17 protein-coding genes and 2 tRNA genes are annotated in these 21,696 nt (G+C 48.3%); 9 read left to right on the top strand and 10 right to left on the bottom strand.

Annotation, left to right across the window (positions count from 1 at the left end):
• Positions 1-49 precede the first annotated feature (49 nt).
• The 3 genes from BUB18_RS26885 (at position 50) to BUB18_RS26875 (ending at position 4,213) form a co-directional block, all read left to right on the top strand.
• Positions 50-1,141, top strand: coding sequence for a vWA domain-containing protein (locus BUB18_RS26885; RefSeq protein WP_073087125.1), 1,092 nt, complete (start codon positions 50-52; stop codon positions 1,139-1,141).
• Positions 1,142-1,174: 33 nt separating this feature from the next.
• A complete protein-coding gene (locus BUB18_RS26880; RefSeq protein ID WP_073087124.1) occupies positions 1,175-2,671 on the top strand; it encodes a sigma 54-interacting transcriptional regulator in 1,497 nt (498 codons plus the stop codon).
• Between the two features lie 243 nt (positions 2,672-2,914).
• Positions 2,915-4,213, top strand: a complete 1,299-nt coding sequence (locus BUB18_RS26875; RefSeq protein WP_073087122.1) for a Gfo/Idh/MocA family protein — start codon at positions 2,915-2,917, stop codon at positions 4,211-4,213.
• Positions 4,214-4,336: 123 nt separating this feature from the next.
• Here the strand turns inward: BUB18_RS26875 and BUB18_RS26870 are convergent, their stop codons facing one another.
• From BUB18_RS26870 to BUB18_RS26845, 6 genes are all read right to left on the bottom strand, one after another.
• Positions 4,337-4,810, bottom strand: coding sequence for a GNAT family N-acetyltransferase (locus BUB18_RS26870; protein WP_083550867.1), 474 nt, complete (start codon positions 4,808-4,810; stop codon positions 4,337-4,339).
• Between the two features lie 153 nt (positions 4,811-4,963).
• Positions 4,964-6,151, bottom strand: a complete 1,188-nt coding sequence (locus BUB18_RS26865; RefSeq protein ID WP_073087120.1) for a thioredoxin family protein — start codon at positions 6,149-6,151, stop codon at positions 4,964-4,966.
• Between the two features lie 30 nt (positions 6,152-6,181).
• Entirely contained in the window at positions 6,182-7,639 is a 1,458-nt protein-coding gene (locus BUB18_RS26860; RefSeq protein ID WP_073087118.1) for a RagB/SusD family nutrient uptake outer membrane protein, read from the bottom strand.
• 14 nt (positions 7,640-7,653) lie between these two features.
• A complete protein-coding gene (locus BUB18_RS26855) occupies positions 7,654-11,106 on the bottom strand; it encodes a SusC/RagA family TonB-linked outer membrane protein (protein WP_178372222.1) in 3,453 nt (1,150 codons plus the stop codon).
• 258 nt (positions 11,107-11,364) lie between these two features.
• Positions 11,365-12,516, bottom strand: a complete 1,152-nt coding sequence (locus BUB18_RS26850; protein ID WP_083550861.1) for a FecR family protein — start codon at positions 12,514-12,516, stop codon at positions 11,365-11,367.
• Positions 12,517-12,588: 72 nt separating this feature from the next.
• Positions 12,589-13,173, bottom strand: a complete 585-nt coding sequence (locus tag BUB18_RS26845) for an RNA polymerase sigma factor (protein ID WP_073087112.1) — start codon at positions 13,171-13,173, stop codon at positions 12,589-12,591.
• Here BUB18_RS26845 and BUB18_RS29755 point away from each other — a divergent pair.
• Positions 13,152-13,409: a hypothetical protein gene (locus BUB18_RS29755; RefSeq protein ID WP_178372221.1), complete on the top strand. Its 258-nt coding sequence runs from the start codon at positions 13,152-13,154 to the stop codon at positions 13,407-13,409. The genes BUB18_RS26845 and BUB18_RS29755 overlap by 22 nt on opposite strands.
• Before the next feature lie 145 nt (positions 13,410-13,554).
• Here BUB18_RS29755 and BUB18_RS26835 read toward each other — a convergent pair.
• A tRNA-Cys gene (locus BUB18_RS26835) sits at positions 13,555-13,625 on the bottom strand.
• Between the two features lie 49 nt (positions 13,626-13,674).
• Positions 13,675-13,745, bottom strand: a tRNA-Cys gene (locus BUB18_RS26830).
• A 201-nt stretch (positions 13,746-13,946) separates the two neighbouring features.
• On the opposite strand from BUB18_RS26830, the gene BUB18_RS26825 reads away from it, so the two are divergent.
• The 4 genes from BUB18_RS26825 (at position 13,947) to BUB18_RS26810 (ending at position 17,174) form a co-directional block, all read left to right on the top strand.
• Positions 13,947-14,825 carry a nucleoside phosphorylase gene (locus tag BUB18_RS26825; RefSeq protein ID WP_073087108.1) on the top strand — a complete coding sequence of 293 codons (879 nt, stop codon included), beginning with the start codon at positions 13,947-13,949 and terminating at the stop codon, positions 14,823-14,825.
• A 138-nt stretch (positions 14,826-14,963) separates the two neighbouring features.
• Complete coding sequence (gene dapF, locus BUB18_RS26820) at positions 14,964-15,749, top strand: diaminopimelate epimerase (protein WP_073087106.1); 786 nt, start codon at positions 14,964-14,966, stop codon at positions 15,747-15,749.
• 22 nt (positions 15,750-15,771) lie between these two features.
• Positions 15,772-16,710: a magnesium transporter CorA family protein gene (locus tag BUB18_RS26815; protein ID WP_073087104.1), complete on the top strand. Its 939-nt coding sequence runs from the start codon at positions 15,772-15,774 to the stop codon at positions 16,708-16,710.
• 11 nt (positions 16,711-16,721) lie between these two features.
• Positions 16,722-17,174, top strand: coding sequence for an NUDIX domain-containing protein (locus tag BUB18_RS26810; RefSeq protein WP_073087102.1), 453 nt, complete (start codon positions 16,722-16,724; stop codon positions 17,172-17,174).
• 52 nt (positions 17,175-17,226) lie between these two features.
• Here BUB18_RS26810 and BUB18_RS26805 read toward each other — a convergent pair whose 3' ends face one another.
• On the bottom strand, positions 17,227-17,940 hold the full coding sequence (locus tag BUB18_RS26805) for a hypothetical protein (protein ID WP_143160116.1): 714 nt from the start codon (positions 17,938-17,940) through the stop codon (positions 17,227-17,229).
• A 21-nt stretch (positions 17,941-17,961) separates the two neighbouring features.
• Positions 17,962-18,759, bottom strand: coding sequence for a queuosine precursor transporter (locus BUB18_RS26800; protein ID WP_073087098.1), 798 nt, complete (start codon positions 18,757-18,759; stop codon positions 17,962-17,964).
• 343 nt (positions 18,760-19,102) lie between these two features.
• Here BUB18_RS26800 and BUB18_RS26790 point away from each other — a divergent pair, with 343 nt between their 5' ends.
• Complete coding sequence (locus BUB18_RS26790) at positions 19,103-21,649, top strand: YfhO family protein (RefSeq protein WP_073087093.1); 2,547 nt, start codon at positions 19,103-19,105, stop codon at positions 21,647-21,649.
• The last annotated feature ends 47 nt before the right edge of the window (positions 21,650-21,696 follow it).

Below are 21,696 nucleotides of genomic sequence, written 5' to 3'. Positions count from 1 at the left end.
TTTAGTATTCCGGTTATTTTTCGTTACTTTTAGAAGTAGAACTAGTGCTATGAGAGGAATTACATTTTCCAGGTTTAACCCTGGCGACAGTACCAAGCCACCTTTCCAGAAACTACTGGATCTCTTCACACAACTCCTGACATATACCAGCGGCGATGTAAATGAAGCCCTGCAATGGCTCACCCAGCTGGATAACGAGTACGGCCTCACTGATGAAGATTATGGCATAGGTGATTTTCTGAACGACCTGCAGGAAAAAGGATATCTCCGCGAAAATGAAGCCGGCGAAATATCCATCACCTCCAAAACAGAACAAACCATCCGCAAAAGTGCGCTGGAAGAAATATTCGGTAAACTAAAAAAATCAGGCACCGGCAACCATAACATCCGCAAATCAGGCATGGGCGATGAGCTGAACGCTGAAAGCCGCCCCTACCAGTTTGGCGATAATGTAGACCACCTCGATATTACCGCTTCCATCCACAATGCACAGGTCAATCACGGTATCGACAGCTTTAACATCGACCAGGACGACCTCGTCATCAAGGAAACAGACTTTAAAACCCAAACGTCTACCGCCCTGATGATCGATATCTCCCACTCCATGATCCTCTACGGGGAAGACCGCATCACGCCCGCCAAAAAAGTGGCCATGGCCCTGAGCGAACTCATCACCACCAGGTATCCTAAAGATACCCTCGACATCATCGTGTTTGGAAATGACGCCTGGCAGATTGAAATCAAAGACCTGCCCTACCTCCAGGTAGGCCCCTACCATACCAATACGGTAGCCGGGCTGGAATTGGCCATGGACCTGCTTCGCAGACGACGCAATCCGAACAAGCAGATCTTCATGATCACCGATGGGAAGCCTACCTGCCTCAAACAGGGAAAACAGTATTATAAAAACAGCTTCGGGCTCGACAGAAAAATCCTTAACCGGACGCTCAACCTCGCCGCCCAATGCAAAAAACTGAAAATCCCCATCACCACTTTCATGGTAGCCACCGACCCGTGGTTACAGCAATTTGTGCAGGAATTCACCGAAACCAATAATGGTAAAGCCTTTTTCAGCGGCACCGACAATCTCGGCCAATTCTTGTTCCACGACTTCGAAAATGGTAAACGTAAATTGTTTTAAACTTATTCTACTAGTAATCAGCAAAATTTGAGCATGGACACTAACATTAAAACGCTGGGCGAACTGAAAAAAAGCGGCTATAAGCCTAAGTCAGTAAAAGAAGAGATCAGACAAAACCTGATTACCAAACTCAAAGAAAAAGATTCGGCCTTTCCCGGAATTATCGGCTATGAAGATACCGTGATCCCTGATACAGAAAGAGCCCTGCTCTCCCGCCATAACATCCTCTTCCTCGGCCTCCGCGGCCAGGCAAAAACCAGGATGGCCAGGCAAATGGTAGACTTACTCGACGAATATATACCAGTAATAGAAGGATCTGAAGTAAACGATGATCCATTCATGCCCCTCTCTCGTTATGCACGCGACCTGATCGCCGAAAAAGGCGATAAAACACCCATCTCCTGGCTGCACCGCAGCCAGCGCTACGGTGAAAAGCTCGCCACGCCCGACGTTTCCGTGGCCGACCTGATCGGCGATATCGACCCGATCAAAGCCGCCAACCTTAAACTCAGCTTCGCCGACGAACGCGTGATCCACTTCGGTATCATCCCGCGCTCCAACAGAGGCATTTTCGTCATCAATGAACTGCCGGACCTGCAGGCTCGTATCCAGGTGTCGCTGTTCAACATCCTCCAGGAAGGCGATATCCAGATCCGTGGCTTCAAAATCAGAATGCCACTGGATATCCTCTTTGTGTTTACCGCTAACCCGGAAGACTATACGAACCGCGGCTCCATCGTGACACCGCTCAAAGACAGGATCGAAAGCCAGATCATTACCCACTACCCTAAAAACATCGAAAACTCCCTGCTCATCACCGAACAGGAAGCCGATGTGCACACAGACCAGCTCAAAAAGGTGCAGATCTCTGACATGGTCAAACGCCTCATTGAACAGGTAGCCTTCGAAGCCCGCAACAGCGAATACGTAGACAAAAAAAGCGGTGTATCCGCCCGCCTTACCATCGCTGCCTTCGAAAATGCTGTCAGCGCCGGCGAAAGAAGAGCCATCATCAACAAAGAAAAAGAAACACAGGTACGTATCGGCGACCTGCAGGGCATCATCCCCGCTATCACCGGTAAAATTGAACTGGTGTACGAAGGGGAACAGGAAGGGCCGCTACAGGTAGCACACAACCTGCTGGATAAATCCATCCGCACCGTGTTCGCCACCTACTTCCCTAACCCGGAGAACTATAAAAAACGTAAGCAGGCCTCCCCAGCCGAAAACCCCTACCGTACCGTTATCCAATGGTTCGACCAGGGCAATCAGCTGCAACTCCTCGGCGACCTCACCGATAAACAATACGAATCCCGCCTCCTGTCAGTAGAAGGCCTCCGGGAACTGGTAGGGGAAAAATTCCCTAAAGCCAACGGCCGCGAAGCCCTCCTGCTCATGGAATTCGTACTGCACGGACTCAGCGCTTACTCGCTTATCAGCAAAAAAGTGCTGGAAAACGAAACCCGCTTCTCCGACCTGCTGGGCACCATGATGAATTTCAACCTCAGCAGTGAAGATGATGTAGAATAACAGCATCACCATAATTAACAATAAACGAGGTCCCGCCGCTGGCGGGACCTCGTTTATAAAATCCACGTCAAACACTTCCACGTCAATGGGTTAACACGATATCAAGTCCCCCTCAGGGGATCATTTTTTTGCAATAAGGGTATCAAATGTTTCATTCTTCCCAAAAATCCAAACAAAAAAAACTTTTTCACTATTTTGTTTGCGACATAAAAATTCCACGATTCCTACAAAAGTGCAAATCACATGAATAATTCAAGAAGATCCTTTATCCGGTCTGCGTCCGCGTTGGTTGCTGGCGCAAGTCTGCTCCATACGCTACCCCTGCGCGCCATCGCCCCGAGCGACAAAATTCGTATAGGCGCCATCGGTATCAACGGCATGGGTTGGTCCGACCTTACCGCCCTGCTTAAAAATCCGGAAGTGGAAGTAGTAGCCCTCTGCGATGTAGATAAGAATGTGCTGGATAAACGCATCGCCGAACTGGCAAAACAAAACATTAACGTGAAAGGCTATGCCGACTACCGCAAACTGCTGGAAGATAAATCCATCGATGCGGTAGTGATTGGGTCTCCTGACCATTGGCATTGCCTGATGATGACAGACGCCTGCTCCGCCGGCAAAGATGTATACGTGGAAAAACCGGTAGGTAACTCCATCATCGAGTGTGCTACCATGGTGGCCGCCCAGCAACGCTACAACCGCGTAGTACAGGTAGGCCAGTGGCAACGCAGCCAGCAGCACTTCCGCGATGCCATCAACTTCGTACATTCAGGACAGTTAGGCCAGGTACGCCTCGTAAAAGCATGGGCATACATGGGTTGGATGAAATCCATACCGGTAGTGCCCGATAGCCCGGTACCTGCCGGGGTTGACTATAAATCATGGCTCGGCCCTGCGGAAACACGTCCGTTCAACGCCAACAGGTTCCACTTCAACTTCCGCTGGTACTGGGATTATGCAGGTGGGTTAATGACCGACTGGGGCGTGCACCTGCTCGACTATGCCCTGATCGGTATGAAGTCCAGCAACCCTAAATCCATTATGGCGGCAGGCGGTAAATTCGCCTACCCTGATGATGCCGCACAAACACCGGATACCCTCACCACCGTTTATGAATTCGATAATTACAATATCCAGTGGGAACAGGCAACCGGTATCGACGGAGGCCCTTACGGCCGCACGCACGGTATCGCCTTCATCGGCAACAACGGCACACTGGTGCTGGATCGTGGCGGATGGGAGGTTATCCCTGAAAAAGGTAAAATGGAAGCAATAGCCCGCAAACCTTCAGTAGATAATGGTTTGAACCTGCACGCCAAAAACTTTGTAGAGGTTATCAAGTCCAGGAAAATGAGTGACCTCAACTGCCCTATCACCGCAGGCGCGCATATCGCCAGCTTCGCACAGATGGGCAACATCGCCTTCCGCACTGGTAAGAAAATATACTGGAACGAAGGGAAACAAAACTTCACCGACAGCGATGCCAACAAATTACTGGCAGCTGCTTATCATAACGGATATAAAATTCCGAAAATCGGATAAGAAAACTATCAACAACACCGCGCCCTGCGTGGTGTTGTTGCTTTGCTGATAACACGCAACACATCTGCCCACCGGCATTGTACCATGCCGGCAAATAAATAAACAGATGCCCCACGATAATTCCTATTCAATATTCAGTGACAGGTATACCGCACTGGAAAGTGGATTGTCGTAATACGCTGCAATAGGCTGGAAACCAAGAGAAGTATATAACTCAATAGCGGGTCGCATATGGGCCAGGGTATCTAATAAAATCCGTTTATACCCTAATTTTTTACTTTCTTCTATCGCCGTAGATGCAAGCATTTTACCTAATCCTTGCTTTTTAAAGGCATCTCTTACAAACAATCTTTTCATTTCGGCAGTGCTGTTGTCAAATTCTCTGACTGCCACACATCCTGCTATCTGACCGTCCGATTTAGCCAGGAATAATGCACCGGTAGGCGCAGCGTAGGCGCCAGGCAGATGAGCCATCTCATCTTCAAATTGCTGGAAACTAAGATCTACGCTCAACCAATTGGCATATTCACGAAACAGGGACCTAACAGCGTCCAGGTTCGCGGTGTCATCGGCGGTTATTCGTATTATTTCAATCATAACCACACTGTTTTAGCACCAAATAATTTTGGGACGTACAACTTAATTATTTTCCAGCAATTTCCAAGCAATTTTTTTAAAAAGTTTCACTTAAATAATATAAAAAGGGGCGGGAAGCAACGCTCCCGCCCCCGGCACACATCCAATGGATGATTACAACTGCTCCAGTTGTGCTATCAGCTTATTTACAATACCTTCTATTTTAGTAGTACCAGCCAGCGTATACGCCTTACGCGCCGCTGCCAGCCCTTCTTCCTTCTTCTTCATGGACAAACACAGTTGCGCCAAAGTACTCTGGGTACTGTATTCCTCCGGCTGCAATGCTACCGCACGCTTTGCCATGGCATACGACACCGGCAATACCTCGGCCACTACATCTCCCCGGTAACCTGACCTGCGGGCAATAAAACTCAGCTTGTCCGCATCATTTTTCAATACACCTTTCAATGCACTGTTAGCCAGTTTGTTAAAGTCGCTATACCTTTTGTTATGGAGATAGTATTCTGTTTCAATCAGCACTCCCTCGCGGCGGCGGGCCTCCAGCGGGGATTTGCGGAAAAAGTCCAGGCGCTTCATCAACGCTTCATCCTTCCCTTCACGGATATATCCATACAGCAAACCAGTCACCATGCGGGTGGCCAGCGTATCAATTTCTCCTGCTCTGGCATAGGAACGGAAAGCCTGCTGGTGCTGCATAAAGTATGCGCCTAACCGGTCGTTCTCCGTTCTGGCGAGCGTTTTGATGGTTTTCCAGCCCAGCTCACTCTGCATATGTTGCTCCGGAAAGGTAGCCACAATCTCCTGCCCCAACTGCTCCGCCTTGTTGCGGTCATTATCCTGCAAAACATTGTAAAAGTCCAGCATAAACTGCATGTCCCGCTTGCCGTTATCGTACTGCTGCTGCAGGGCTGCAACACTTTTCGCCGGGTTGTTTGCATTCTCCCCTACTGCCATAAATTCCTCCGCAGTCATACGCGAACCGGAACGATACACCAGCTTGCCCTTGCTGTCAATAAACAGGTAGGTAGGGAATGAACTCACATTATATTCCTTACGTAAGGCAATACCCTCGCCCTTTTCCATGTCGAACCGGGCATTGATAAAATGCTGGTTATATTGCTCCGCCACCGCCGGCAGGGTAAACACGTTCATGTCCATCCACTTGCAGGGAGCGCACCAGGAGGTATAGCAGTCAATAAAAATCAGCTTTTTCTCCTGTGCCGCTTTAGCTTTTAAAGCGTTAAAGGAGAGGCTGTCGAACCGGATGCCATGTTGTGCCAATGCTTTACCAGCAAATAACACGCAGCAAAACAGTAGTATTTTTCCACGTATGTTTTTCATCTCACAAAAAAAATTTACAGGTAGATATTATTATCTTTCGTAAACAGGCATGCTGCCGTTAAACTCTAATACTTTCGGTGGCACGGGCAGGATATAACGCTGGTCGTTGGCCGGCAGCGTGTACACTTCACTTCCCCGTTTATGCGTAATTGTTTTTGCAAAACGCGCATCTCTGTTAAGGCGTTTCAGGTCCGTCAGCCTGTTAGGGCCGAGGAAGCACATTTCCCGGCGGCGCTCTTCCAGCACCATTTCCAGCGCTTCATCGTTGGTAGCAGCCACCAGGGCCTGGTTATTTTTGATGCGCATGTTACGCAATGCATTCAGGTATTTCATCGCCTCCTGCTTATCGCCGGCGCGGGCCTCGCTTTCCGCAGCAATCAGGTATACTTCCGCATTACTTAATCCGAAGTTGGGATCATTATACGGGGCATATAATACTCTCCCCGGAAAATACACCGGCTTCACCCCAAAGTTGCTTTCCCCGTCGCAGAAAAACAGCGCGCGACGCTGGTCCACTGCCCCATCAGGCAAACGCTTTGTGAATAAATTCAGCAGGTCTGCGGACACATACACTTCCGCATTCAAAGATGAAGAACTGGAGTTGCCATAACGCACCCAGATGCTTTCTGCATTCAGATGTGCCTCCGGAAAACGCACAGAATTATCTGAAGCCAGGCATACACGGCCAAATGTCACGCCTTTTTTGGTAGTGTAAAGTTTATAATCCAGTAATGTATTATTCAATGCCAGCGCAGCTTTGGCATTCGTAAGCGCCTCTGCATAATTCCCCATGTACAAATGCATGCGACTCAGGAAAGAATAACCTACAGATTGCGTGGGATGAAAGATATTGGTAGATTTCGCCGGCAGATCTTTCAGCGCAGTTTCCATGTCACTCTTGATAAGTGCATATACTTCCGCCACCGTACCACGTTTATACGGCTGATTAATATCTTCCGTTAATACCACCGGCACTCCGTAATCAGTAGCCGCAGTAGCTGCGTCATAATGATTGGCATAGGCATTCACCAGCGTCAGGTACTCATAGGCGCGGCCAAACAACGCTTCCGCCTTCAGCTGCTTTCTGTCCTGCTCTGTTCCATCCGGTACATTCAGGATGTTGTTGATCACCACATTATAGGTATATATATGGCTGTAAGCCGTCTCCCAGAAAGGATCTGAAGACCCCGGCACAAATACCGCCCCCGGCTGAAAAGTATAGAGCGCCTTCTTAAAATCAGAAAGCCCACTATAGCTGGCCAGTTTGGATACATCCGTTGGATCACCTACCTGCACGTCATCAGAAAGGTAGTCCGGATAAGCCGCAGATAGCCTGATCAGCGACATATTATTCATCAGCTTTTCATAATCTTCGTAGAACTGCGGAATGGTATAGCCCTTCGGCTTCACATCGAGGTATTTGTTACAGGAGGTAAAACCCGTTGTAAGCACAGCAGCTGCAAAACAAATTACTAGTATCTTTTTCATCGTTGTAGTCAGGTTTAAATGTTAGCAGATAAGCCAAAAGTGAACATAGTCGGTGGCAGGTATCCACGGCTCGGCGTGAAGGTGAGCCCGTTCCAGACTTCCGGATCCAGCTTTTGCGGATTAGCTGACCAACGCCAGGCATTCTGCACCTGCATACTCACTTTTACATTTTTGAACGCCGCTTTATTGATCAGTTTATAAGGCAGGCGGTAACTGAGCGTTACATCACGCAGCTTGATGTAATCCGCTTTTTTTACATGCTTATCTGCTGCATCCCAAATCTCAGTAATCACTGAGCTTACCGCCTGCTCGTAGCCAGGAGCTTTGTTGAAATCCTTTTCGTCACCAGGCTGCTTCCAGTAGTTCAGCGCGTTACGGTCTAAATTGCTGGTGTAATTCAGTTCAGGGAATTTATTCAGGTAGGGCGACTTCACATCTCTCAACACATGCCCACCATAATAGGCAAACATGAAAAATAATTCAAAGCCTTTATACCCCACGGTATTTAATACAGACGCGGCATAAGGAGGCACGCTGGTACCGGAATACACCAGGTCAGCTACAGTCAGTTGCTGGGTGGATTTCACCACTTTCCCATCCGCCGTATATGCCTGTGGTTTACCGGTAGCATCAAGGCCCGCATAACGGATACTGTACAGGGAACCCATTGGTACACCTACCCTGTTCTGCACTTCGTAGATATAGCTTGCCACCGTATTACTACTGTTTTCCAGGTTGGTCAGCTGGTTCTTGTTATAGGAAAAATTCACGGTACTGTTCCAGTAAAAATCCTCCCTGTCAATATTGCGACTGGTAAGTGATAACTCCACGCCACGGTTGTACATGCTGCCATAGTTCACCATCACCCTCGACCAGCCAATGGTAGGATCGGAATTGCGGTTACCCAGCAGGTCGTTGGTTTGTTTGTTATACAAATCGATGGAACCTGACAGTCTTTTCTTAAATAAACTAAAGTCAATACCCAGGTTGGTAACCTTTGTTTTCTCCCATCTCAGGCCGGAGTTCGGCGGACTGGAAACATATGACTGAAACTCGTTAGTCCAGTAGTTAGTAGAAGTTTCATCCTTTGAAATCAGGTAAGGACCTGCATCTTTGGGAATATTACCATTGATGCCATAAGTGGTACGAACGGCCAGGCGATCAATCCAGTTATGTGCATCTTCCAGGATCACGTACAATAAACCTGCGGACCACAAAGGCTTGTATTGATATTTAGGATCGGTACCAAACAGGTTCGACTGATCCATTCTTACGCTGGCGGTAGCGGTCAGCTTATGATCAAAGGTATAGGAGCCATTGCCGTACAGCGACAAATAACGGTCATCCGCATACTTAAAACCACCCTCAGCGCGCTTCAGCATAAACTGGTTAAAAAGCGCCTGGGTATTATAGATATAGTTACTCAGCAGCAATTCATCTACCGGCTTGTAGTTGAGGTTATAATCGTCGTAGCCATATTTATACATTTCCGTGCTGGTGCCCACAATTTTCCTTCTTTCCGCACCTGCAATTACATTTACCTGGTGCTTGTTACCAAACCAGTTTTCGTAATTCAACTGGGCACGCATGGTATAGGAGTTGCGGTCGAAGTGCCGGTCCCTGATCTGTCCACCTTTTGGAATGTAGTTGATGATCTTGCCGCTGTTATCAATTACAGTCGCATCATTGATTTGGGTATTCACCGACCAGGCGTTCTTAGTATAATTTTGTTTAAACGAACTATCCGTTCTTTCCGTTTGATAACGGAGGTCGAGTGTAAGGCCACGAAACAGCTTGAAGTTCATCCCAATATTCAGGTTATTGTACCTGGTAGTGATAAGGCGGTGCGCGTTTGATATTTCATTTAATGGATAATAAGTTTCATCCTGAAGGCCCAGCGCTTTGAGGCGGTCAATTTCGTACTGCGATTTATTGTTCAGCCATTGTGCCGGTTTGCCATTGGCATCGCGTAACATATAGTAGGAGGCTTTTCCGGTGAGATAGCTGTTCATCGGGGCAAAGCCGTTATCGTAGTCTTCTTTGGTATAGCTACCCAGCAATCCTACGTCCAGCTTGAGCCAGCTGGTGAGGTTAAACATATTGCGCAGGTTATAACCGTAGCGCACAGGGCTGCCGCCGCTTTTGGCGTATGGCGTAGCGCCGGTATAGTTACCTGCCAGGTTAAACCGGTATTTATCCGAACCACCGGAAATGGAAAGGTTATGTTGCTGTATCAAACTATCTTTTCGCAGCACTTCATCCAGCATCTGATCATAGCGATCGCGGTTACGAAACAGGTCCAGCTGGGTTTCCAGCTCTGCATCCGTGATTTCACCCCCCTTGTGTTTATACAGCAGCGCAAACACATCGTTCATGGATTTGCGTGGATCAACCGCGTTAGGATCACCGGAGGAGTAATTGAACATTTCACGTTGGAAGTCCACCAGCTCGGCGCTGGACATACGGTTGGCATAACTCCTGCTCGGCAGCGGAATCATTTTCATGGTGCCGCTATAATTCACCGTAGCAGGTCCCTGTTTTCCTTTGCGGGTGGTGATTACGATTACCCCGTTGGCCGCGCGGGCACCATAGATGGAGGCAGCGCTGGCGTCTTTGAGAATATTGATATTTTCGAGATCGGCGGGATTAAGTGCTTCGATATTGCCTTCAAACGGCACCCCATCCACTACGTAGAGTGGCGCCTGATTTCCGTTCACGGTGGATACGCCACGTACCTGTATGGTACCCCGGTAGGAAGTAAAGCCGGCGGCCATCCCTTCGAGGCGGTCCATGATATTGGTTTGCAGTTTGCCCCGCAAATCGTCTGCTGATACGGTGGCAAAGGAGCCGGCAGCGCGTTCTTTCTGAATGGTTTGATAACCGGTAGATACTACTGCCACGGAGTTCAGCTGGTTTACCTGACGTTGCATGGTTACCCGGAGCAGCTTACCACTGGCGGCTTTCAGTTCAGTAGGTTCGAAGCCTACGGAGCTGAATACAAATACCTGTGGATGTTTGTAGTCGAAGGCAAATTTACCTTCCGCATCACTGAAATAAGTTTTGCCGCTGGCTTTTTCGCGGATGGTGACTGCCGGAATCGGCTCACCATTTTCATCCAGCACCTGGCCGGCGCAGCGGAGCAGTGTATCGGCAATGGGTTTCTGCAGGATAATAGGTTTCCTGGTGAGGGACACTGTTTTCCCGATGATTTCATAGGAGATGGAAGTTTTCTCAAACAGGAGGTCCAGGAAACCTGTAACAGGCACATCTTTCACCTCGGCGGTTACTGGGGTGCTGCCCGCGATCAGGTCCTGGTTGTAAAACAGGACCAATCCCGTTTGTGCTTCCAGATTTTCAAATACCCTTTTAATGGGCATGTTTTTACACGATAACGTCACCGTTTGTGCCTGTCCTTTGGCATATACCTGCATGCCTGCGGCCAGCATAAAGAAGGCTAAGAATTTCATGACCAGTAGATTTTTGCGCGATAGCAAATCAACTCCGGGAGATCTGCTCTCCCTTTGCCTTAATTTCATAGATTTGTTTGGGTTTTGGTTAATAAATGCTGTTTCAGAACACATAATGACCCTGACTCCGCCGCTTCAGCTCTCACCCTGAAGCGGTTTTGTTTTTATAGCGGGCAGCTATTTAAATTTCTAATGTAAGGCAGCACAAAGCCGGTCGGTGGCTTTACCACTGACATGTTGTAAAAACGATACGATCCATCAACGTGCGATGATCAGGCGATCCCCGTCCAGCCGGCATTTCAGGTCGGCCCTGGCGAGGATGCGCAGTACTTCATTCAGGGTACTGTTACGATTTACCTTACCTCCGAATTTGATCGGCGGCATACCGTTTTCGTACACAACAGTGATGTTGTACCAACGTTCCAGTTGTCGCATTGCCTCGTCCAGGCTTACCCCGTCGAACAGGAAGTAGCCGTTTTTCCAGGCAAGCACTTTTTCTGCTGAGGTAGTGGTGGTAATACTAATGCGCTCCGTTTCCATGGCGGCCTGCTCTCCTGGCCGCATTATATAATTCCTGTCGTTATTGCCCACACGTACCGCACCCTGTAATAGAGTGGTGGTCATGGCTGGTTCATTTACATAAGCGTTCACATTAAATGCAGTACCCAGTACCTCTATATATTTATCGTTGTCAAGTTTTACTATGAAAGGCTGGTGGCTGTTGGCGGCCACTTCAAAATAGGCTTCTCCTGTTAGCATCACTTTGCGTTCATTGCCGGAGAAGGAGGTTGGAAAACGTAGTCTGCTGGCGGCATTGAGCCATACTTTTGTACCATCGGGGAGCACCAGTGCAAACTGTCGACCGTTAGGTGTGCTGATGGTATTGTATTGCAGCGGTGCGTTGCTGGCATGCTGCGAGTATTGCAATGTTCCGTTGTGCAATTGCACCGGTGCACCTGCCTGTGAGGCTACCACGCCGTTTTGCAGGCTGTCGAGCACCAGTTGCGTACCATCGTCGAGCGTAAGTATAGCGCCATCATGGCCGGGGGCAATCACCCTTTCGGCAGTGTGTTTAATATTTTTATTTTGGTGAGAAGAAGAATAAAAGTAGATACCGGCTGCACTTACCAGCAATGCCAGTCCGGCGGCAGCGGCTGCCCATCGCCGCCACGGGCGGACGCGTACCGGCAACGGTGCATCTATGCGGAGCGTAGCATGCAGTACTGCTTCCAGCTGTTGGTCATATGGCTGAATAATAGCAGCATCAGTATCCATAGCAGCTACGGCCTGCGCAAACGCTTCACGGTTGGCCGGATCGGCCAGCATAACCTCCCATTCCTGCCGTTCGGCAGCAGTTAAACGATGGTTGGAATAGTGTTGCAATAAGTACTGAATACGTAGTTGGTCCATACCTGGCTGGTCTGATCTATATACTAAACTGCATAACGGGCATGAATGTACTCATGTCACGAAAAAAAAATTTTACAACAGCAACATAAGGATGGGCAGGTACTTCCCTGCCTTGCGCAAATGCTCTCTGATACTGTGTTGTGCGGCGCTTAAAGTATTGCGTACGTAGCTGTGCGATAGTCCTAGTTCTTCCGCGATGGCGGCGCTGGTCATGCCGCGGGAGCGACTCATCAGGTAAATCTGTTTACGCTGAGGTGGTAAGTCACCCACTGCCTGCTGCAACAATTGCTGCGCTTCCTTATAGGATAGCAGGGCTTCCGCATCCGCATCGGTAGCTTCTTCGGCTACAGTGGTATTAATTTTATTACGGTATTGTGCATTTTTCTGCAGCAGCGTAAAACACTGCCGGCCTGCAATCTGCTTGATATATGCGGTGAGATGTTCTATGGAAGGAAGCTTGTCGCGGTGCAGCCATACGCGGATAAATGTTTCCTGTAATACTTCCAGTGTTTCTTCATCATCCCGGAGTATGCAGCGGATGTGAGCCCTTATCAGAGGCGCCAGGTCGCGGAACAATACCGAAAAGGCCTGTTCATCACCTTCGGCTATACGTTCCAGTATATGCTGATTTTGGTATGATGTATCTGCTGCACTCACTGTTCACTGATATTTATAGCTGGCGGGGCAAAGATAATCAAGAAAAGAATATTTGCAGCGGTTGGCCGCCTTCGGCGGCCTGTCCGATCATTTTTTCTCACAAAGCAGCCAAGCAGGTAAGCAGCAAAGGCCTGTATTATATTGGCAAATTTTTTCCGCCTGCGGCGAAAAAAATTTACGCGGGAGAAAGGACGCAAGCCTTATCAATAAAACAAAACATGATCCTCTGTTTCTGACAAACAACAAAACACAATCCTTTGTTGCTTACCTGCTTTGCTGCTCTGCGAGAAAAAATGATCGCTCTCTGGCGCCGAAGGCGCCTAACGTAAAATAAATCTTCGCGGGATAAAAAAAGACCGCTGGTGACAGCGGCCTTTTCAGAGGTTCCAAGCGGATTCGAACCGCTGTACGAGCTTTTGCAGAGCTCTGCCTAGCCACTCGGCCATAGAACCATTATTTTAAGAGATAAAAAAGGACCGCTTTATCAGCGATCCTTTTCAGAGGTTTCAAGCGGATTCGAACCGCTGTACGAGCTTTTGCAGAGCTCTGCCTAGCCACTCGGCCATGAAACCGTATATTTGCAATATTACCATTTTTCACCCATCTGGCAACTCTCTTCCGTTGTTGGGATTGCAAAAGTAGTAAAATTCTGATAATCACCAAATATTATTCAAAAAATATCTTAGAAAATATTTTGATAATAGACCGGGACTTAGGAATATTGAACCCGGAACCAGAGTAAGAAACGTATTGTGAATAATAAAATATCTAACATGGATAAACGTATCGCTGAGTCAGAACTCATTATTAATAGCCGTGGTGCAGTATACCACCTGGACGTACGACCTGAAGAACTTGCAGATACTATTATTACCGTAGGCGACCCCGACAGAGTAGCCGTGGTAAGTCAACACTTTGATAAAATTGAAGGCAGATTCCAGCACAGGGAATTTGTGACACATACCGGTTACATCGGCAATAAACGCTTATCTGTGGTGTCAACCGGCATCGGTACAGATAATATTGATATCGTTTTCAATGAACTGGATGCACTCGTCAATATTGACTTTAACACCCGCCTGGTAAAGGAAAATCTTTCCTCACTCAACATCATTCGCCTCGGTACTTCCGGCGCCCTGCAGGAAGGCATTCCCGTGGATAGCTTCGTGGTATCTTCCCATGGCCTCGGGCTCGACAATCTCCTGAACTATTACGCTTTCGACAATACCGAAGAAGAAAAGCAACTGCTGGAAGCCTTCCGCGGCCAGGTAGCCCTTTACCCCGGAAGCGCCTTCCCTGCTATCTTTGCGGCCGGCGATCAGCTGGTGGATAAATTTCAGGACGGCTTCCATCACGGCATCACCGTTACCTGCCCGGGCTTCTATGCACCACAGGGCCGCGTGCTCAGGGGAACGCTCTCCAATCCCAACCTGATCGATAACCTGACCAAATTTTCGTATAACCATCACCGTATTTCCAATTTCGAAATGGAAACTTCCGCCATGTACGGCCTGGGCCGCGTGCTGGGCCACCAGTGCCTGTCCATCAGCGCCATTGTGGCTAACAGGATCCGCCAGGAGTTTAGTAAGGATGGTGGGGCTGCCGTGCAGGCGCTGATTAAGAAAGGGTTGGAAATTATTGCCACTTTATAATCCGGGGTTTCCGCCACCTTCGGCGGCGGAAACCTTTGAAGGGGGCGGCCTTCGGCCGCCCCCTTCAAGCCAACCTAACAATGGCCATAACCATTTGATATTTTGCGAGTCCAGAATAACTAAATTATATTTGTACCCATGAAGCAGATCAATTTCTATAAATATCAGGGTACCGGTAATGACTTTGTCATCATGGACAACCGGGAAGGCCAGTACGACTGGCTTACAGACGAACAGGTGCATGAATTGTGCGACCGCCGCTTCGGTATCGGCGCCGATGGATTGATGCTGCTCAATAAAAGCGAAGATTACGACTTCGCCATGAAATATTACAACGCGGATGGCCGCGAAGGCACCATGTGCGGCAACGGTGGCCGCTGCCTCGTAGCCTTTGCTCATAAAATGGGTGTAGGCAACGGTAATTACTCCTTCATCGCTGTGGATGGCCCACACGAAGCCACCATGGACGGCGACGCCTGGGTAAACCTCAAAATGCAGGACGTTCATGACGTAGAACATGGCTCCCTGTACTACTTCCTCAATACCGGCTCCCCTCACTTCGTTAAATTTGTAGACGATGTACAAGCCACCGACGTTTTCGAAGAAGGACGCAAAATCCGCTACAATGAAAGATTTGCAGCCGTTGGCACCAACGTCAACTTTGTACAGCCCTTCGAAAACGGCATCTTCGTACGTACCTACGAAAGAGGTGTGGAAGACGAAACCTACTCCTGTGGCACCGGCGTAACCGCCGCCGCCCTCACCTTCGCCGGCAAAGAAGAAGATCACTACGAAATCCCCGTGCAAACACTCGGCGGACAACTCGAAGTGAAATTCGATAAAACCGGTGAACGTACCTTCGAAAACGTATGGCTCTGTGGCCCCGCCACCCTCGTGTTTGAAGGACAGTTGAATATCCGGTAATCTCCACCCCCCCATTTCCCTGATGATCCAGTATTTTAAAAATATTGATGCTAAAACAGTGGCAGTTCAGGCGCCCGAAGAAGGCGCCTGGATTAATATCACCCCCCCACTGAAACAAAGCGAATTCGAACAGCTGTCTGAAGAACTGGACATCCCGCTGGACTTCCTCACCGACTCCCTCGATATCGATGAGCGCTCCCGATTTGAACTGGAAGACAAAGTCAAGCTGATCGTAATCAAAACACCTGCAGAAAATAACTCCATCAACGAAAGTGATGCCTACTACATCACCATCCCGATCGTTATCATTCTGACACATAACCAGGTAATCACCGTCAACTCTTTCGATAATACCGCTATCAAAAAATTCCTGAACACCTTCCATAACCGCTCCCCCGAAAAGAGAAATATGATGGTGCTCAAAGTATTTGAAAAAGTGGTGGTCAACTTCCTCGATTACCTCAAGGAAATCAACCAGCGCAGAAATATGCTGGAACAAAAACTCTACGACTCCAACCGTAACGAGGAACTCCTCGCCATCATGCGGATACAGAAAAGTCTGGTGTACTTCGTCACCGCCCTGCGCAGCAACGAACTGCTGCTCATGAAACTGGAACGCACCAACTTCCTCGCCCTCAATGAAGACGAAAAAGAATTCCTCAACGACCTGATCGTAGACACCTCACAGGCACTCGAGATGGCCAATATCTACACCAACATCCTCAGCAGTACCATGGATGCCTTTGCCAGTATCATCTCCAACAACCTCAACGTGGTGATGAAACGACTGACCTCCATCACCATCGTACTCACCTTCCCGATGCTGGTGGCCAGTATCTACGGCATGAACGTGGATATTCCCTATCAACACACCCTACACGCATTCTACATCCCGATCATTCTCTCCATCGCAATATCAGTGGTCATCAGCTGGTACTTCATGAAAAAGAAATGGTTCTGATAAATTAATTTATGAATACAGGTTTCAACGTTAGAGTTTATGGCATCATGATCAATGAGCAGAAACAAGTGCTCGTGAGTGATGAATATATCAGAGGCGGCTACTATACTAAATTCCCGGGGGGCGGCCTCGAATTCGGAGAAGGTACGCTGGAATGCGTGGTAAGAGAATGGCAGGAAGAACTGGGCCAGGATGTGAAAGTAGTAGAGCATATCTATACCACCGACTTCTTCCAGATCTCCGCTTTTGATAACGTTACCCAGATCATCAGCATTTATTACCTGGTAACACCTACATCTCCCTTTATTGCCCCCGTAATTACCAAACCGTTTGATTTTGAAGTGCCGGAAGGTACCGACGAAATGGAAAGAGCACGCTGGATCAACTGGGAAGATTTTTCAGCGGAAGCTGTGTCGCTGCCGATTGATAAGGTAGTGGCTGATATGGTGAAAGCGAAATATTAAATGCACCAAAATATTACGGGCAATTATCTGGTGATAATTGCCCGTTTTTATTTTATTTCTTTTCCTCCAGCTTTTTCAGTCTCGCCTGCACTTCCTCCAATTGCTGATCCTGGCGAATGATATACAGCGTTAACTCTTCAATCTTCTGTAACAATTTCTTATTCATCTCTCCTAATTCAATCCCCTCTTTTTCCACAGTTGCAGCGGAAGGTATTTCAGGGAGATGTTGATGCTCCTTAATAAAAGCTGCCAGTCCCTGTAGCGATGGCAATGCATAATCAGGAGCAAATACAAAGTCCGCCCATCCGGTACCGGTTACACGAACCTTTTGGGCAGTGATTTCACCATTTACTGATAATAGCGACAATGGTTTAGTGGTTCCAATACCTACCTTTCCATCCTGTGCAATCATCATCTTTGCATCTTCACTTAAATAACTATTACCGCCAAGAAATATCGGCATAGAGCTACCCACACCCTGGTAATAACCTTTAATCCAGATACCTACTTCATCATTTATATCATCGCCTGAAAAAGCCTTCGTCATATAATTCCTGCGATGTAAGCCTACATATCCGGTAGCCTGATGTGCGGCCTGCTGTGGAGATGTAGCGGAAGTAAATTGAATTCCCATGGGTACCGGTGCAACCATGGCCGTATCCATACGCAGATTTTCAAGATTTACAAGATTAAACTTGGCTTGCGCATGCGCACTCACCGCCATTGCACAGGTTACCACACAAGTGGATAAAACTTTTTGTAGCATAGGTATATTAAAATTAAAAACTCAATCATTCACCACAGGCACATATTCCTTGCCCATCGCTTCCGCCTTCATCCGTGCGGTGGTTTCAGCACCCAGGTACTTATTAATCCGGTGCTCCAGGAAATAAATCAACGGAGTTAACGCTATCGCCACTACGGCTTTGTAGGTATAGTTTACTACGCAAATGGCCAGTACCAGCTGCCAGCTCCATCCCTGGCCCAGCTTAAAGGCAATGTAGAGCACTATAAAGCTGTCCACCAGCTGCGACACCAGTGTGGAACCGGTCGCACGCAACCATACATGCTTTTCGCCGGTACGCTTTTTTATCTTGTGAAATACCATCACATCCACAATCTGGCTTACCAGGAAGGCCGTCAGGCTACCAAGAATAATCCACATGCCCTGCCCGAAAATACTTTCAAACGCTACCTGCATATCAGGAATACCTTCCGCCTGATGACTCCCCTTCCAGAAATCAGATGCCGGTACCTTCATCGCTACCAGGAACATTAGGAAAGCATAAGATATCAATATCACCGCAGTATAGGAAATGCGCTTCACCGCCTTAGGACCGTAATACTCATTGACGATGTCCGTCATCACAAACTCCAGCGGCCACAGTAGCACACCCGCAGTGAGCGTTACTGATAAACCACTCTGCCCGAAAATGGTAAATTCATGGACCGGTAATCCCAGCAACTTTTCCAGTGAGAAAAGCTTACCGCCGATACATTCTGCCAGTAAAGCATTGGCAACAAAAAAACAGGCAAATCCGATGAATAGCTTCGTAGGCTTATCATCCAATATCTTCTTGATCATCAGAATGAAACTATGAGTTGAACTATAAGTATTGCAAGATTTGACAAATATACCCACGGCGGGAGTGATTTCCACTCAATTTTTCGAATCAGCAACAAAACTCCAACTATTATACTCAGTAAAAAGTTCGTTGGAAAAGCAATCCCCACCCCTAGCACCAGCACATGTTTTACCAAACCATCCCAGTTATGGTTATACGCAGTAATACGTAGTATTTCACCGATAATAAAGCACAGATTACAGATAAACACAAATTTTAACAGAAAACGTATCAGGCGCATATTGAAATTTCGGATAAATTACAGTTATTTTTGTTTCTTTAAAACTAAATTCAAAATATCCGATGAAGCAAAACTGGCTAAAAGCCATACTTCCACATCTGGCAGCAATCGGGATCTTCCTGATCCTGGCTACCGTTTACTGCGCTCCCGTCCTCGAAGGGAAAGTGGTAAACCAGTCCGACATGATGAACGTGCAGGGAATGGCCAAAGAAGCAAAAGACTACTATCAGCAAACTGGCGACGTTCCTCTGTGGTCCAACAGCATGTTCGGCGGTATGCCCACCTATGTGGTATACACCGGCCCTAACCCGAATAAAATTTCGGTACTCAACAGAGCCGTATGCCTTTTTTTGCCGGACCCTATCAACATGCTCTTCCTGGCCATGCTGTGTATGTACGTACTGGCATGTGTGTTAGATATTAAATACTGGATCAGAATAGCCGGGGCCATCGCCTTCGCCTTCTGTACCTATAACGTGATCATCATCGACGTAGGCCACATCACCAAGATGTACGATATCGCACTGATGCCGGCTGTGTTTGCAGGGATATTGCTCACCTATAAAAAGCGCTACCTCAGCGGTGCGGCACTCACCCTGCTGGCCACCTCCCTCTTTATTTACAATAACCACCTGCAGGTAATCTATTACGCACTGATCTGCATCCTGGTACTGGCCATCGCCGCATTTATCTACGCAAAAAAACAACAGGACCTCCCCGGCTTCTTCAAGGCATCTGCCATCCTGGTAGCCATGGGCATCATCAGCGTCCTGCCAAATATGAATTCATTGCTGATCACACATGAGTATACCGATTATACCATGCGCGGCAGTAAATCCGAATTAACCATTCATTCTCCTGAAGAATCAGGCACCACTAAAAAAGATACTAAATCTACCGGCCTGGATATCGACTACGCATACGACTGGAGCTATGGCGTAGGTGAATCCTTCACCTTCCTCATCCCTGGCTATGCCGGTAACTCTTCCAGTGCCCGCCCAGGCCCCGGCTCCAACACCTACGAAGCACTCGTGAAAATCGGTGCGCCGGAAGCGCAGGCAGAACAAATCCTGCAACAGGCACCTTTCCCCATGTACCATGGCGATCAGCCCAAAGGTACCTCCGGTCCGGTTTACGTAGGCGCAATCATCTGCCTCCTGGTAATGATCTCCTTCCTAATCGTACGCAGCTGGCACATGTGGTGGCTGATACCTATCACCATCATAGGCTTTATCCTCTCCTGGGGTAACCACTTCATGGTTATCAACGAATTTCTGTTCTACCACCTGCCCTACTACAATAAATTCCGCGCTCCTGCCATGGCGCTGATCATACCATCCTTCTCCTTTGTAGTGATGGCCATACTGGCATTGCAGGAAATAGTATCCGGTACACTGTCTACTCCGGTATTGCTTAAGAAACTGCAATACGGCACACTCGCCACCGCCGGTGTAATCGTAGTATTCGGTATCGCAGGCAGCTCCATGATGAGCATGACCAGCCACCACGATGCACAACTGCTCACCAGCTTTACCCAATACTTTGGTGGGGAAGAAAACGCACGCTCCATCATCAGAGGCCTGGAAAAAGACAGGGCAGCCCTGATCATGAAAGATTCCTTCCGCTCCCTGGTGTTTATCCTCATCGCCGCAGGGGCACTCTGGGCTTACCTGAAGAGCAAAATCAAGGTAACAGTACTGGCCGTTGTGCTCATCGGTGCCATCACCATCGACCTCTGGCAGCAGGATAAAAAATACCTCAACGGCGACAGCTTTGTAGACGAATCCACCTTTATGGCCGAGTTACAACCAAGCGCCGCTGACCTTGAAATCAAAAAAGATCCTGATCCATACTACCGCGTTTGGAACCTCACCGCACCGCTGGACAATGCCGCTCCTTCTTACTTCCATAAGAACATCGGCGGTTACAGTCCTGCGAAACTCTGGATCTACCAGGATATGCTGGATCACCTGCTGGTGCCAGCTTACCAGCACATTGCGTCCGGTAAACCTACGGCCCAGGATATGCGCATCCTGAATATGCTCAATACCAAATACCTGATCTACCCTGGTCAGAATAATCAACTGGTACCACAGCGCAACCCGGATGCCTACGGCAACGCATGGTTTGTAAAAGGTATCGTATATGCACCGGATGCCAACAGCGAAATGACCACCCTGCAATCCCTCGATGTGAAAGACAGCGCGGTGATTGATAAACGCTTCCAGCCTAAACTGGGCGGCGCATTCCAGCCAGTGGCTGATTCGGCAGCCAGCATTAAGCTCACCAAATACGGCCTGAATAACCTGGAATACGCTTCCAGCAACAGCCAGGAAGGATTTGCAGTGTTCTCCGACATCTACTACCCTGCCGGCTGGTATGCTTATATCGATGGCAAGGAAACAGATATCATCCGCACCAACTATGGTTTGCGCGGCCTGAAAATCCCTGCCGGTCAGCATAAAATCGAAATGAAATTTGCTCCGCCTACCTACTTCAAAGGTGTAAAAATTGCCGGCATCTCCTCCTTCCTGGTGATCCTGCTGGTGATTGGCGGCTTTGTGGCACAGGCACTGGTCGACAAGAAACAAACGCAGGCAGGTAAATAACCCTGCTCACAATAAAAGCGAAGGGAGTTTCCAAAATGGAAACTCCC

It is taken from the genome of Chitinophaga jiangningensis (assembly GCF_900142605.1).
Classification (GTDB): Bacteria; Bacteroidota; Bacteroidia; order Chitinophagales; family Chitinophagaceae; genus Chitinophaga; species Chitinophaga jiangningensis.
Note: the sequence above shows the minus strand (reverse complement) of the source record. Positions and strands in the feature narration are given on the sequence as shown.